Origin of the sequence: Streptomyces sp. NPDC058198 (assembly GCF_042882605.1) — a bacterium.
GTDB lineage: Bacteria > Actinomycetota > Actinomycetes > Streptomycetales > Streptomycetaceae > Streptomyces.
In genome coordinates this window covers 24,166-39,032 of sequence record NZ_JBHVVP010000002.1, presented here as the reverse complement: position 1 = coordinate 39,032, position 14,867 = coordinate 24,166, and the positions used below count along the sequence as shown (strand labels likewise).

Below are 14,867 nucleotides of genomic sequence, written 5' to 3'. Positions count from 1 at the left end.
CTCACAGGGGACGTCGGAGCGGGCGACGGGTTCTCGACACCGCGCGGAAGATTTTTTTGGAATCTTTTCGCGGGGCCGGGCCGCAGGTCAGGCGGAGTGGCCGGGCTCGGGGGTCAGGGCACTTGCTGTTCGGTCCAGATGCACTTGCCGGTGGCGGTGTAGCGCGTACCCCAGCGCTGGGAGAGCGCGGCGACCAGCTGCAGTCCGCGGCCGCCCTCGTCGGTGTCCGAGGCATGGCGGATACGGGGCGTGGTCAGACTGCCGTCCGAGACCTCGCAGATCAGCCCCTCACCGAGCAGCAGACGCAGCCCGATGGGGCCCTTGCCGTACCGGATGGCGTTCCCGACCAGCTCGCTGACCAGCAGCTCGGCGGTCATGGTGAGGGTGTCGAGATCCCAGCGGGTCAACTGCTCCCGGACATGGTCGCGTGCCTCGCCCGCGGCGATCGGCCCGTCCGAGAGCCGCCAGGTTGCGATGTCGCAGGGGGCGGTCGCGTGGGTACGGGCGATGAGCAGCGCGGCGTCGTCCGTGAGCTGCTTCTCCGGCAGCAGCGCGGCCAGTACGTCGTCGCACAGCCGCTCCAGTGACTCGCTCTCGCCCCGGGCGATGTCGCGCCGTGCGGCCTTGGTCCCGGCGGCGTGAACGCCGGTGCCCGCGGCGTGAACGCCGGGACCGGTGCCCGCGTCGGCCAGCGTGCTCGCCAGCTGCTCCATACCGCGGTCGATGTCCCGGGTGGCGGATTCGACCAGCCCGTCGGTGTAGAGGACGAGCAGGCTGCCTTCGGGCAGGCTGACCTCGACGGTCTCGAACGGCGGTCGGGCGGCGCCCAGCGGGGGATCGGGCGAGTGGTCGAGGAACTGGACGGTGCCCCCGGGATGCAGGATGGCCGGCGGGGGATGCCCGGCGCGGGCGAAGGTGCAGGTGGAGGTGGCGGGGTCGTACACGGCGTACAGGCAGGTGGCGAAGAAGTCGTCCCCGAGGTCGTTCACCACGTCATTGAGGCGGGTGAGCAGTTCGGCGGGCGGGAACTCCAGATCGGCCAGCGTGTGCACGGCGGTGCGCAGCCGCCCCATGGTGGCGGCCTCGGACAGGCCGTGCCCCATCACATCGCCGATGACCAGCGCCACCCGGGCGCCGGACAGGGGGATCACGTCGTACCAGTCGCCGCCGACGTCGATGCCCTCGCTGGCGGGCAGATAGCGCGCGGCGGCGGTGACGGCGTGCAGCGTCGGCAGGGCGTGCGGCAGCAGGCCCCGCTGGAGCTCCTGTGCCCGGGTGTGCTCCGTGTCGTACAGCCGGGCGCGCTCGATGGCCTGCGCCATCAGCCCGCTGAGCGCGGTGAGCAGCGCCCGCTCCTCCCCGATGAGATGGCGCGACTCGTTGAAGGAGATGACGCAGCAGCCGATGCCGCGGCCGGAGACGATCAGGGGCAGGAAGGCCCAGGCGCGCTTCTCGGCCTCGGCGGGGCGCTCGGCCGACTCGGGATAGAGCTCGACGTACTCCTCGACCGAGGAGATGAAGGCCGGTTTCCTGCTGCGGAAGGCATCCTCGACCGCGCCGACGGCGCCCACCGCAGAGCCGTCGATGCTGTCGAGAAACGCCTGCGGATACCCGACGGCCCCGGCGACTCGTATCGTCTCGTCCTGGATGAGCTGGACGACGAGGCCGGTGGCGCCGAACGGCTGCATGACCCGTTCGGCGGCGGCGTTCACCACGTCGTGCATCGTCAGGGCCTCCGCGAGCGCGTTGGTCAGCTCGGTGATCCGGGCGTTGCGCTCGGCCGCGGCGTGTTCCGCGGCGGTGCGCTCGGCCTCCCGCGACCGGGTCTGGGTGACATCGGCGGCGTACACCGTCAGTCCGTCGGGCACCGGGACCAGGCGCATGTGGTACCAGTGCTGGTTGGTGGGCCACCGCACGTCGAACCCGACCGGGGTGCCGCTCTCGGCGGCCTCCCGGTAGCGCGTCTCCAGGCCCAGTTCCACGACATCGACGCTGACGGCCGCGAAGGCGTCCCACAGGACCCGGCCGAGCAGCGTGTGGGAGGCGCCGAGCAGCCGCTCCGCCTCGACGTTGACGAAGGTGATGCGCCAGTCCCTGCCGACCGCGAAGAACGCGTCGCTCATGTGGCGTAGCGCGCGGCTCACCGAATCCCGGGCGATACGGCTCTCGGTCGTGTCCCACAGCGTGCCGACCATGCGGGACGGTTCACCGTCCTGGCCGAGCAGAACGCGGCCACGCGCGTTGACCCAGCCCGTGGTTCCGTCCGGCCGGCAGATCCGGTACTCCACGCTGAACACTCTGCGGTTGCGGATCGCCTGCTCGACCTCGACCAGCACCCACGGCAGGTCATCGGGCTGGACCAGGCTGGTCCAGGTCTCGAAGCGCTGCTTCGGTGAGCTCGGGTCCATGCCGAGGAGGGTGAGGGTCGGCTCGTCCCAGATCTGCTCGCCGGTGGCCAGCTCCCACTCCCACGAACCCACCCTGACCGCCTGCAGCGCCTGCCGCAGCGGGGTGGCCGGCGGCTGTTCCCACAGTGGGGTGTCGGGCGGCTGCTCCCACAGCTGACCGGCGTCCGCCGCCCGCGGCGTCACCGAGTGTTCGCGCAGACGGAGGGCGGCCCAGGCGGCGAGCGCCTCGACGGTCGCCCGCTGCCGTGGTGTGGGCTCGTCGCCGTCGACCGCCAGCACGGACAGGGCGCCCGCCACGCCGCCCGGGGTGAGGAGCGGGACGGCCAGCAGGCCGCTGCCGGCCGGCAGCGCGGAGCCGCGCTCCCGGTGCGCGGCTCCGTACGGGAGGTGCCCGGGGGCGACCCCGGGCACCGTGTCTCCGCCGTCCGTATCATCCCGGGCGTCTGGACCGTCTGGACCGTCCGGGTCGTCCTGGCTGACTGGACCGGGCTCGCGGTCCGTACGGTCCCCGCCGTCATGGCCGTCCGTACCGCCCCCACCGTCATGGGCGGGCACCCAGACCGTCGTGCCGTCGGTCACCGCGCGGGCCGGGGCGGTGGGTCCGGTCTCCTCGATCTCTTCCCAGTCCTGGGCGACCGTACGGACCAGACCATGCGCCGCCATCAGCAGCAGGCCCCGCCCGCCGGGCCCCCGCAGATGCACCATCCCGCCCAGCCCGCCCACCTCTGTCACCGCGTGGTCGAGCGCGAAGCCCAGGAGATCGGCTCCCCCCAGCTCGTCACCCGCCTTGGTGATCATGTTCAGCCGCGCGGCAGAGGCGGCATCCATGTCCCTGGGGACCTGCTCCGCCATTCGCCCACCTCCCGCCGCGCACGCGTACGACAGGGCTGCCTCGGATGCCCCTTACAGCCCCTACTTCCCCTTTAGAGTCTATTTGAAGCAATCGTGACGTGAACGGCTCACCCGATGGAACACAGCTCCTTGGTCAGCGGCTCGGTGTCGCCCGCCGCCCTTGCGCACAGCACGGTCCGCTTGTAGTCACCGCTGCCCGGGTTCGCGACCCGCACCAGGGAGACCGCGTACCCCTTGGGGCGCTCGTCGGAGAACGGCACGGTGAAGTTGATGCGCCCTGTCGCGAGTGACGTCACGTCCATCATCCGGAGGTTCGCCCACGCCTCCGCCCGGCCGCGCGGCTTTCCGTCGCGGGTGGCCGCCCGGTACAGCACTTCCGTCGCGTCATGCGTGAGCGCCGTCTGCCCGTCGGCCAGTTCCTCTGACTTGTACGTCGCCCGGGGGCTCAGGCCGAGGTCCTCGCTCGCCTTCTTGGGGAGGTTGGCCAGGCGGTCGTAGAAGACCGAGCGGTCCGCGGACTTCTCCAGCGCGGTCAGGGTGAGGTGATAGAGCGTGACGTTGGCCGCGACCAGGCTGCGCTTGGTCGCGAAGCCCGCCCTGGACAGGTCGTCGCCGGCCAGCACCGCGATCTGCTCCCGGTTGCAGGCGGGAGTGGAGATGATGCCGTTCATCAGCGGCGTGACGTCCTCGGACCGGCCCGCGAAGTACAAGGCCAGCGGTACGTCTCCCCGGCAGATGTCCGCGATCTGACTGTCGAGCACGGGCTTGCCGTTCTCGAGGCCGTAGTCCGGCAGCACCTCCACCCGGTAGCCGGCGGCTGTCAGCATCCGCGTGCCGTACTCCTTCTGCTCCACGGTGTAGCGATCGTGGCTCTCCCCGGGGTCGCGGGCGAGGACGACAGCACGCTCCTTCTCGGGCGTCGTCGTCAACTGCTGAGCGATGAGGGCGAGTTGTTCGCTCTGCCACTTGTCGGTCGCGGCAAGGCCGAAGAAGTTGGGGTACTGGGCGAGGTACGTCCCGGAGTTGGTGCCGGAGACCACCGGCAGTTCGGCCTCACGGAACATGTCCTGGACCTTGTCGCTGTCGGTCATGTCCCGGCCCATGCCGACCACGCCGACGATCGACTTGTCCCTGCGCGCGAGGTCGACGATGTGTTTGGCCATGATCTGCTGGCTGTACATGTCCTTGCCGCCGTTGGCCACCAGAATCCTGAGCTTGACCGGGGACTGCTCGTTGCGTGTCACCTGCGCGAGGTAGGCGCCGCGCAGTTCTTCGGCGCCCTTGACCAGTTCCCCGGTGGTGCCGCTCAGTGGACCCGCGTAGACAATCGTGACGTAGTCGCTGTCGCCGATCTCTTCGTTGGCCTTCTTTATGAGGGCCTGCACCTTCGGCGCGACGGGGAAGGTGACCGTGCCGGTGGCGACGCCCACGCACTCGGCGTTCTCGCCGCCCCCGAACGGGACGCGCTCGGAGTCACGGTTTATGCCGCTCAGGCCGCCCACGCAGTATTCCTTGCCCAGTTCGGCGTCGCGGAGTACGACGCCCACTCCCGCGGCGCCCAGCAGCAGGGTGAGGGCCGGCAGGGACCAGAGCCAGGTCCACCGCGGCCTTCCGGCGGAGAGTCCCGGACGGCGGAGACTGCCCACCCCCAGGTCCGGCTGGTGCAGCAGCCTGTCGGGCAGCGGCATCCTCAGTACCCAGGGCAGGGTGCTCCCCTCGAGACTCGGGGACTGGCTCACACGTCGGGCCCGGTTCCAGGCGGCGTACCAGTCAGGGAGCTCCGCGGCCGACCTGGGAAGGGAACCACCCGCCGAACGCCGGGCGGTGACGCTGCGCTGCAGATTCTCGATGTCCGGCTGCCGGACGGCCGCGATCACCAGCATCGGGTCGAGTTCGCTGCGGATACTGCGGATGTCGCTGATCGCCTTGATCAGTTCGATGCGGCCGTTGTCCATGTCGGCCCGGGGCAGGATCAGCACCGGCGGCGTCGGGCGCTTGCGGCCGCGCAGGTCCGGCGCCCAGGCGGAGTGGGCGTCGCGCAGGTCTTCCCGTAAGGCGTGCACACGGAGCTGAAGGTGCCTGCGCTGCGCGTCCTCGTTCAGCCCGGTCGGCTCCGCGTTGTCCATCAGGCCGCCGTCCCGGATGTCCCGGACGACGGCGCCGAGACGCTGACGGACCGAGCCGGGCGGCCAGAGGTGGAGGACCCGCCAGGTACGGCCTTCACTGCGCTCCGCCCTCGGGCCCTGGTTGAGGTAGGTCGTACCGAGAAACCAGCGGATCTCACGGCGCAGCCCGAGGAAGACGGGCGCCTTGCCTGGCAGGGCGCTCAGGGTGCCCACCGCGGCCAGCAGGGCCGCGGCGAACGCCAGGGTGATGTACCAGGGCCGGTTGGCGATCAGCACGGCGACGACCGCGATCAGCAGCGCGGGCAGCGTCTTGGACGCGTCCTTGGCCGCTTCGGCCAGCCGCTCGGCCCAGTGAGTGCCACTGGGCCGCCAGCCCCTGCTGTTCAGCTCCTTCAGCAACGCCGCCGCATCGGCCCGGCCGTCCTGCTCCTTGACCACATCCTCGATGGTCGAGAGGAGCTTGCTGCGCGGAAACGTGTAGCTGCCGTACTGGCGGCTGCCGCCCTTCCACGGCTCGTCTTCGAGGCACGACCCCTGCCCGCTCCCGGGGACCTTGCCACCGAGTTCCTGCACGATGCGCAGAGCACGGACCCGGGGCCCGAGACCGCTGTCCTGAGGCGAGGGTTTCACCAGAGCGACCGGCACGCCTCGTGCTTCGAGCTCCTCACCGAGTTCGGAGAGGATGCCCTCGACATGGTCGTCCGCGCTGTCCGTGCCGGACTCGGCGTGCAGAACGAACTCGGGCAGCGCCATGGGACTTCGTCGGCGGAACCCCTGGAAGAGCGCGTCGAGCATCTCGATCAGGTGCGGTGTGGTCGCGTACTGCCGTCGGATGCCGGAATCTGCGTTCGTCACCGAACAAGCCTCCCCCTGGCCGAGTTCAGGACTAAGAACGTGAGGGGTTGAGTCTGCCGTACCACAACGTGAGACAGAAGACATTATCGGAACTGTGACAGTGCCGGAACGCGCCCCGTGCGCCTGCCTGTCCGCCGGATCGCACGCCCCCAGGCTTGCGGTATGACTTATTTGGGATGAGTTTCCGGTCCGTCGCGGATGAGCAGATCGGGGTCGGCGAGAATATCCGCGCGGACCGAGGAGTTCATCCGTGGACAGCACAGCTCATCCCGACCCCCTCTCCCCGCTCCGGCGCGGCCTGAGCGAGTGGCGCATGGCCCTCGTGGCGTGGCGGCTGCTGGTTCTGCAGGTCTCCCACCCGGTGGTCGCGGCCGGGACGGCGGAGCACTCCACGTACCGCGCCCACCCCTGGCGCAGGATCGAACACACGATGGGCAGCGGACAGCGGCTGGTCTGCGCCGACCGGGACACGCTGCGGCGCGAGGTCGCCCGGCTGAACCGCGCGCACAAGCGCATCACCGGCACCGATGAACACGGCCGCGCGTACTCGGCCCGGGATCCGGCCACGCAGGCCTGGGTCCTGATCACCCTGTACGAGGCGATCGTGGCCATGAGGGAGCTGTCGGGCGATCCGTACACCCCCCGGGAGCTGGCGGAGCTCTACGCGGAGTACCGGCCGATCTGCGAGGCGTTCGGGCTGCCGGAGGGCTTTCTGCCGAGCACCGCGGCCGAGGTGCCCGCGTACATCGACTCGGTCGTACGGGAGCGGCTGGAGTTCGGTGAGCAGGCGCGCTACCTGCTGTACGACATGCTCCGCGAGGCCCCGCGGCCCCGGCGGCCGCGCTACCTCGGCCCGGTGTGGCCGCTGCTGCGGCTGCTGATCGCCGTGGTGGTGACGTCGTTGACCCTCGCGGATCTGCCGCCCGCCTACCGCGAGCGATTCGGGCTCTCCGGAAAACGCCGCCACGCATGGCTCTCCTGGGCGCTGCACCACGGGCTGCGCCGACTGGCGACCCGGCTGCCGGACCGCTGGCGCTACCGGTCGCGGCCGGCTCCGGACCGTTCAGCTCCGGTTTCGTCGGCTCCGCCCGCGGAGCGCGCTGACATTCCGGCTCCACGTCACGCGGCCCGGCCGGGTCGGTGGCGGCGCGACGCACGCGGGCCCAAGCTGGGCCGGTTCTTCAGCCAGGTCCTCGACCAGACCGGCGACGGCTTCGTCGGCGCCCAGGACCTGCGGGCGATGGCCCACAACGTCTGCTGGCAACTCGAACTGAACGAGAGCGGGGAGGCCGAGGTCTACGCGGCCTTCGACGTCTGGTGGGAACAGCTCCGCCGGGCCATGGAGACGGACGGAGACGGGCGGATCAGCAAGGCGGAGTTCGTGGCGGCCACCATGGCCCACTGCGACCACGATCCGGATTACCTGGCGCGGGGCCTGCACATAGCCGTACGCGCGGTCTTCCACGCGGCCGACACCGACGGGAGCGGTGTCCTGGACGCGGACGAGTACCGCGCCGTCTTCGGCCCCCGTCTGCACCCGGCCGAGCTGTCACACGGCTTCCGGCAGCTCGACCAGGACGGCGACGGCGGCATCACGGAGGAGGAGTTCGTCCGAGGATTCACCGAGTTCTTCACCGCGCGCACCGACCTGGCCGCAGGCAGCCAACTACTCGGCCACCCCTGAGCCCACCCCCGAGCTCACCCGTCACCGCGACTCCGGATTCACACCTTCACCTGTGGTGAGGGAGCGGACGACGGCGTGCGGCGTGCCGTGAGCCGCTCGAAGGGGGACAGGTGAGCGACGACGTTTCCGTGGAACCGGTCCACGGCATCGTCGATGCTGCGGATGAATCCGGATTCGGCGCTGCCCCGGGTCGATCCCATGCCTTTGAACAACGACATCCGGAAGCCCGTGATGTGAGCGCCGTCCTTGGGAAGCATGTCCGCCGGCTCGGGGCGCAGTTTCTCGAGTGTGCCGCGCGGGCCGTTGCCTCCCTCGACGAGGGTTTCGACGTGTAGATCCGCCGGTGCCTGGGCCAGGAGCCGGGCCAGGCGTTTGGCCGAGGTGAGGGGGTAACTGCCTTCGGGGGCCGGGATCTCGATGGAGACACGGATTCTGCTGGTCCGCAAATCCGCGACGATCGCGAGGACGCCGGGCGTCCCGTCGATGCGCAGCTCGGCGCTCAGGCGGCCTTCCTCGCACAGTCGGTCCGTGAGCAGGGCTCGCCGGGAGTGCGGGTCCGTGCCGCGTCTGGCGCGTTGTACAGGCAGGACCTTCTGCCCGAGTTCACCGCCCAGCCGAAGGCAGACCTGGCGGATCAGCCGCTCCCAGCTCTCGACAACCTCGGTGGCGCGCTGGTCGCCCTTGCAGAGAGTCTCCGTGTCGATGCCGTTGCGCACGGGCACCCAGGCAGGACCCATGTTCTGAAAGCCGTGACAGCCGGAGTTCTCGTGCTGGAGATAGTGCAGCAGTTCCTGCAGGAGCCAGGCATGGGCGGTATTGCCCACACCCTCGTGGCGGATCAGCATCTGCGCCTGGTGTGCGACCTCGGCCCAGGACAAGTGCCACAGGGCGACCTTGTGCTTGCGCCGTCCGTCCGTCTTGACGGCCACCAGGGGACTGCCCTCGAGAGCCACGTCGTTGGAGAGGGTGATGACCGTCTCGTACCCGCGCCGAGCTGCGATGTCCATGTAGCTCTGGACCTGATCGGGCTTGAGCGGATTTCCATTGGTCTTTGTCTCGACCAGGGCAGTCCACAGTTTGCCCGCCCGCTCCACACGGATCACACCGTCGGGTCGCTTCGGGTTTTCTCCGTGGGGCAGGGGGACTTCGGTGAAGGTCTGCATGCGTCCGGCCGGTGCGCCGAAGGGGGCGGTGAGCCGGCGCCCGAATTCCGGTACCTCCGCCATCACCGAGAGCAGTACGGAGGTGGCGCGCACCTCCCGTTCCTTGTCGCTCTTGAGCGACGGTACGGGGAAGAGCCGCGCAGGCTTCCAACCGTCGTTCTCGGCGAGGGACTTCTTCGCCACGGCGGCCAGCGTGACCTTCTTCTTGGCGGTACGGGGGCGACGGGCGCGCGCCGGCGGCGGTTCGGCTTCGACCGGCTGCGGGCCGCGTGCGCCCTGCGTGGGCAGGGCCACCGCCGGCTCCACCGATGGAGGCGCGACTTCGGCTGCGAGCGCCGATTGCGCCACCGCTACCGGTTCCGTTGCGGCGGCATCATCGCTCTCGTCGTCCACGTCGATGCCGAAGTCCGTGGCCAGGCCGGCCAGCCCGCAGTCGTAGCCCTGCCCGATCGCCCGGAATTTCCATTCCTCGCCCCGGCGGTACAGCTCGCCGAAGATGAACGCGGTCTCCACGCTCGCGTCCGCGATGGAGAACCCGAGCAGCGTCTCGCCCACTCGGTCACTGACTGTGACCAGTAGGTCGTCCAACTCGCCGAAGGGAGAGCCGCTGTCCCGGCTGGCCGCGACCACGACGCGCTCGACATCCTGGGGCACGGCGGTCAGATCAAGACTGATGCGGTCTTCGCTTCCACTGCCGGTCGGATTCTTCCCCAACAGCTGCACACTGCCGTCGGCTGCCGCGGGGTTGTTGTAGAAGAAGAAGTCGGCGTCGCTGCGCACCTTGCCGTTGCCGTCCAGCAGCAACACGGACACATCCGCGTCCCCGTCTCCGGCCGCGCTGCTCCAGCACAGGCTGACGATCACGGAATCCGCGGCATCGCTCAGCGATGCCAGGCCGACATTGGAACCCTTGGCCATCTGATGCATACGGCCCCCTCCCAGACGCGCGGCTACGGGAGCGGGCCCAGGTAGCCGCGAACATGCCTTTCTGTGACGCAACGGATACGTGATGCGCACCTGTCGAACGGTAGCGTTCCCGGCACCCAGGTGAGGAGGAGTTGTGAAGATTGGTGCGGTTGAAGAGGAGAAGACCCGGACAGCGTCCCCGGTGGGACCGGCCGGTGAGGACCGAACGGGGGCCCGGAAGTATCCCGGCTTCTTTTTCACGAGGTCGGCGGTGAAGCCGTACGCGCCGAGGTCGGTGAGGTCTACGACGTGCCGCCGCTGCCCTTACCCGCGATCCGCTCCGCGGCACGCAGCCCACTCAGAATGGCCTCGTCCATGTTGATGTACCGGTACGTCGCCAGTCGGCCGGCCGCGTAGACCGGGTTCCTCGAGCGGCCCACGAGCCGGCGTTCGAGGCTGTCCTGTATCCGCCGGTTCTCACCCGCCGAGTCGAGCACCGGGTAGTGCTTGGCGGGCGCGCCGGGGAACTCCCGCATCACGACCGTTCCCGGCCGGTCGTGCAACTCGCTGAGCGCCCACTTCGTCTCGATCGACCTGGTCCACGCGAGTGTGTCGGCGGGTTCGTTGACGACCATCGCCCGCTGCGCCAGGGTGGTTTCCGGCAGGTACGTCGGCTCGAGTCGTACTCCCCGCCAAGGGAGAGCTCCGGGCTCGTCGAAGAAGTCGTCCAACGCGGACGTGACGATCACCGGCCGGCCACCCCGCGCTATCGCAGGCAAGTCCTGCACCGTCACGGTGCAGCCGAGGTGCACCACCGCGGGACCGAGCAGGGCCTCGACGAGTTCCCCGTAGCCCCGGCGCGGCCATCCCTGGTACGGGTCGCGGAACAGATGGACGTTTCCGTCGTTGCGAAGCTCGACGCGCCCCTTCGCGACGGACGCCGACAGCGTGTGCGGATCCCGTCCCCACTGCTTCCGGGTGTACCCACGGACGCTCTCCTCGTACAGCGTAGGGCCGAGCAGGGAGACACAGTAGGTCTCGAAGTTGGTGGGGTCCGCGGTGGCCGGCCGGAGCGCCAGTTCCCACGTGATGTCGGTGAAGTCGGGCAGGCCGCGCAGTTCGTCCTCCTGCGGCGGCCAGGAGATGACGTGCCCGCGTATCCGAGTGAGCACCCGATGCCGGTACGGCACGAACTCGACGGCCTGTGACACGATCCGCCACACGCGCCGGTCGTACGTGTGGAAGATGTGCGCCCCATGCGGTTCGTACGGGATTCCCCGGATCCATTCGGTGCGCACATGGCCGCCCACGACGGCCGCTTTCTCGTAGACCTCGACCTGGAATCCCCTGCGCGTCAGCAGCCACGCGGCCGCGGCGCCGGACAGCCCGGCCCCGACGACCGCTACCGTGTCAGCCATCCGCGGGGTCAGCTGTGGAACGTATTGGTCTGTACGTTCCCGCCGCGGTGATTGACCTGTATGCCCTGTGAGTTGTGGACACGGACGACGTACCGCCCATCCGCGGCGCCTTCCGGATCGAGCAGCGACATGAGCTGCCCCGCGGTCTCCAGCACGGCCGGGTCGCCGAGCGAACCGGTTTCCCGCAGCGACTCCACGAGCAGTTCCTGCCAGGTCTGCGGGTCCTCGGCGTAACCCTCGAGCGCCGTCTCCGCCTCGCGATGGCCTCTGAACCGGGTGGTTATCAGGTCGCGCAGCCGCGTGTACACATCCAGTACCGCCGCACCCGCCGTGTCCTGCAATCCCTGGGTGGCGCCGGCCGCGAGCGCCCCTACAACGAGTGAAGCCGCTTCCAGTTCCATCCCTACCGCCTCACTCGTCACTCATCGATGAGCCGCTGTTACGACATGCTATCGAGGTGGGTCAGGTTGATAAAGCGTGCCGTCCGGTGACGCCTTGTGCCCGGAGTGGACCGAGGGGTAGCGTTGCTGGCCCCCAACGCACCGAATGCCAGACATGCCAGAGATCGATCACCTGTGGTTCAGGCAAGCTACGTCAAGGTCTTGACGACATGACATCCGGTTCGAGCGCGGCCCACTCGGGCAACACCGAGGCTCTCGCTCTGGCGGCGGACATCGCCCAGGGCGCCCAGCTGAACAGTTCCAGCGGAAACACTCAGATCAACTTCCACGGGGTTCCGCAGTCCGCGAATCCCTGGCCCATTGTCATCGGCAATCTCCCGGCCCTCGCCTCGGCGTTTCAATCCCGCCCGGAGGTACGCGGTGCGCTGCTCGCTACGCGGGCCCCGGCGCCCGGCGTGGTGCCGACCCATGTACTGGTCGGGGGCGGTGGGACGGGCAAGACCCAGCTCGCCGCGTCGATCGCGTACCGGGCGCTGGACGCACAGGACGACCGCAGAGACCTGGTCATCTGGGTGACCGCCGTGTCTCGCGGAACGATCCAGTTGACCTACGCGGAGGCCGCGCGGCGGTTGGCGATTCCGGGTACGACCGGCGACGATGTCGTACGTGACGCCGATGTCCTGCTGTCCTGGCTGACCGCCGGGACGAAATCGTGGCTGGTCGTCCTCGACGACATCGCGGATGTGCACGACGTGAACGACCTCTGGCCGCGCGGTTCCGGGGGCAAAGGGCATGTGGTCGCGACGACCCGGCGTAAGGATCCCGCACTGACTGGCGGAGGCAGAGCTGTGGTGGACGTGCGGACCTTCACCCCGGCGGAATCAACGGCCTACCTGACCGAGCGGCTCTCCTCCGCCGGCTTCGGGCACCTGCTCGACGGTTCCGTCGCGGATCTCGCCGAGGCGCTCGGCCATCTGCCGCTGGCCCTGTCGCACGCCGCCGCCTACCTCATCCGGAAACAGCGGGTCACGTGCGGCGGCTACCTCGCCCGCTATGTGGAACAGTCCACCTCGCTTGCCGAGTTGCTGCCCGGGTGGGCCGACGCGGAGGCGTACGGGCGGCCGGTCACCGTCACGCTCACGCTCGGCCTGGAGGCCGCCGACGCACTGCCTCCCGAGGGCGCTGCCCGGGCCGTGCTTCAGGTGGCGGCGATGCTGGATCCGGCGGGCCATCCGGTGCAGCTCTGGGACACCCCCTCGATCGCCGAATTCGTGGCGCGGCTCGCTCGGCCGGGCACCACCGCTCGCGCCATCTCGGCGGAGCACATCTGGGACGCCTGCCTGGCGCTGCACTCGTACGGCCTGTTGCACATCGACTCGTCGAGCGGTCACCGGGCGGTCAATGTCCACGCGATCACGGCCCGGGCGGTACGGGAGACCATCGGCCCCGGCGATCTCTCGTACGTGGCCGAGGCGGCGGCGGACGCGCTGACCGAGATGTGGCCGGCCCACAACCACCTCGACGCCGGCCTGGTCGCGATACTGCGGGCCAATGTCGACGCGCTGGCGCGCTGTGCGGCGGACCAGTTATGGGCGTCGGGCCGGTACCGCCTCCTGTACCGGGCCGGTGACAGCCTTTTCGATGCCGGCCTGCAAGTCGCAGCGGTGGAGTACTGGCGGCAGATGGCCGGATCGGCCGTACGTTTCCTCGGGGCGGGACATCCCGACGCACTGGGCGCGCGAGCCAGGATCGGTCGTGCGCAGGGACACGCCGGGGATCCCGCCGCGGCCGTGTGCACGCTGCGACAGGTCGCGACGGAGCAGACCGAGCTGTTGGGCGCGGACCATCCGAGCACCCTCGCCAGCCTGCAGGACCTGGCACGCTGGCGGGGCCACGGAGGCGATGCGAGCGGTGCGCTCGCCGCGACACAGGAGGTTCTCGCCGCGCGGCGCAGGGTGCTCGGCCCGCTGCACCCGGACACACTGGCGAGCCGCGCGACGCTGGCACGCTGGCGCGGCGAGACCGGTAACGCGGCCGGTGCCGCGGCAGGGCTGGAGGAGGTTTTCGAGGACATGCTCACCGTGCTGGGCGCGGACCATTCGGCCACGCTCAAGGCCCGTAACAACCTCGGCTACTGGCGTGGTGAAGCGGGCGACGCGGCCGGCGCTGCCCAGGCACTGGAGGCACTCCTCGAGGACCGGGTCCGGGTACTCGGCCCGGATCACCCGGACACCCTCAACACCCGTAACAACATGGCTTACTGGCGCGGTGAGGCGGGTGACAGCGTCGGTGCGGCGCGCGCGCTCGCACAGCTTGTCGTGGACCGCGTGAGGATCTTGGGCGCCGATCACCCCCACACCCTCGCCACCAGGAGCAACCTGGCGTACTGGCGGGGCAAGGCCGGTGATGTGGCCTCCGCCGCCGCCGAGTTCCGAGACCTGCTGCGGGATCGGATCAAGGTGCTCGGGCAGGATCATCCGGATACGCTCGACACCCGGGCGAATCTCGCCCGGTGGGGTGGTGAGGCGGGCTGGCCGGTCGATACGGCGTCCGCGTTCGAGGCCCTGCTCGTCGATCGGCTCCGCGTCCTGGGGCCCGACCATCCGGACACCCTCACCACGCGGCACGAGGTGGCCCGGTGGCGCGGGCACGGAGGAGCTCCCGAGGCCGCGGTACGGGGCCTGACCGAGATGCTGTCCGACCGCGTCCGGATACTCGGTCCCGATCATCCAGACACCATGGCGACCCGGCACGAACTCGCCCGCTGGCAGGGCGAGGCGGGTGACGCGGAGGCGGCGGTGGCGGGGCTGGCCGCCGTACTGGCGGATCGGTTGCGCGTCCTCGGCACCGAACACCCGCACACATTGGTCAGCTGCGCCGAGCTCGGTCGGTGGCGGGCGGTGACAGGCGACATCGCGGGAGCGATCGTGGCGGTGGACAGCGCGCTGAACGGCCGACTGCGGGTGCTGGGAGCCGACCATCCCGATACCCGGGCCGCCCGTCGGGAACTCGACCGCCTGAGGCAGGAGGAGCGGGGGCGGTAGCGAGCCGTAC

The 14,867-nt window shown here is 69.9% G+C and carries 7 protein-coding genes; 2 read left to right on the top strand and 5 right to left on the bottom strand.

All coding sequences use genetic code 11. From position 1 onward, the window contains the following. Nucleotides 1–113: 113 nt before the first annotated feature. Together ACFVWW_RS08680 and ACFVWW_RS08675 are read right to left on the bottom strand one after the other, a co-directional pair. Nucleotides 114–3,260, bottom strand: coding sequence for a SpoIIE family protein phosphatase (locus tag ACFVWW_RS08680; RefSeq protein ID WP_386876870.1), 3,147 nt, complete (start codon nt 3,258–3,260; stop codon nt 114–116). 107 nt (nt 3,261–3,367) lie between these two features. Then, nucleotides 3,368–6,241, bottom strand: a complete 2,874-nt coding sequence (locus tag ACFVWW_RS08675) for an ABC transporter substrate-binding protein (protein ID WP_386876868.1) — start codon at nt 6,239–6,241, stop codon at nt 3,368–3,370. Between the two features lie 250 nt (nt 6,242–6,491). On the opposite strand from ACFVWW_RS08675, the gene ACFVWW_RS08670 reads away from it, so the two are divergent. Then, complete coding sequence (locus tag ACFVWW_RS08670) at nt 6,492–7,925, top strand: oxygenase MpaB family protein (RefSeq protein WP_386876866.1); 1,434 nt, start codon at nt 6,492–6,494, stop codon at nt 7,923–7,925. Nucleotides 7,926–7,963: 38 nt separating this feature from the next. Here the strand turns inward: ACFVWW_RS08670 and ACFVWW_RS08665 are convergent, their stop codons facing one another. From ACFVWW_RS08665 to ACFVWW_RS08655, 3 genes are all read right to left on the bottom strand, one after another. Next, a complete protein-coding gene (locus ACFVWW_RS08665; protein ID WP_386877379.1) occupies nt 7,964–10,006 on the bottom strand; it encodes a TerD family protein in 2,043 nt (680 codons plus the stop codon). 290 nt (nt 10,007–10,296) lie between these two features. After that, entirely contained in the window at nt 10,297–11,412 is a 1,116-nt protein-coding gene (locus tag ACFVWW_RS08660) for an FAD-dependent oxidoreductase (RefSeq protein ID WP_386876864.1), read from the bottom strand. A gap of 8 nt (nt 11,413–11,420) precedes the next feature. After that, a complete protein-coding gene (locus tag ACFVWW_RS08655) occupies nt 11,421–11,813 on the bottom strand; it encodes a hypothetical protein (RefSeq protein ID WP_384191188.1) in 393 nt (130 codons plus the stop codon). A 209-nt stretch (nt 11,814–12,022) separates the two neighbouring features. Here ACFVWW_RS08655 and ACFVWW_RS08650 point away from each other — a divergent pair, with 209 nt between their 5' ends. Continuing rightward, nucleotides 12,023–14,857, top strand: coding sequence for a tetratricopeptide repeat protein (locus ACFVWW_RS08650; RefSeq protein ID WP_386876862.1), 2,835 nt, complete (start codon nt 12,023–12,025; stop codon nt 14,855–14,857). Nucleotides 14,858–14,867 lie beyond the last annotated feature (10 nt).

What these genes read in the sequence shown, in the direction of transcription:
- ACFVWW_RS08660 (WP_386876864.1), bottom strand. Translation starts at nt 11,412, where the DNA reads ATGGCTGACACGGTAGCGGTCGTCGGGGCCGGGCTGTCCGGCGCCGCG.
- ACFVWW_RS08650 (WP_386876862.1), top strand. Translation starts at nt 12,023, where the DNA reads ATGACATCCGGTTCGAGCGCGGCCCACTCGGGCAACACCGAGGCTCTC.
- ACFVWW_RS08665 (WP_386877379.1), bottom strand. Translation starts at nt 10,006, where the DNA reads ATGGCCAAGGGTTCCAATGTCGGCCTGGCATCGCTGAGCGATGCCGCG.
- ACFVWW_RS08680 (WP_386876870.1), bottom strand. Translation starts at nt 3,260, where the DNA reads ATGGCGGAGCAGGTCCCCAGGGACATGGATGCCGCCTCTGCCGCGCGG.
- ACFVWW_RS08655 (WP_384191188.1), bottom strand. Translation starts at nt 11,813, where the DNA reads ATGGAACTGGAAGCGGCTTCACTCGTTGTAGGGGCGCTCGCGGCCGGC.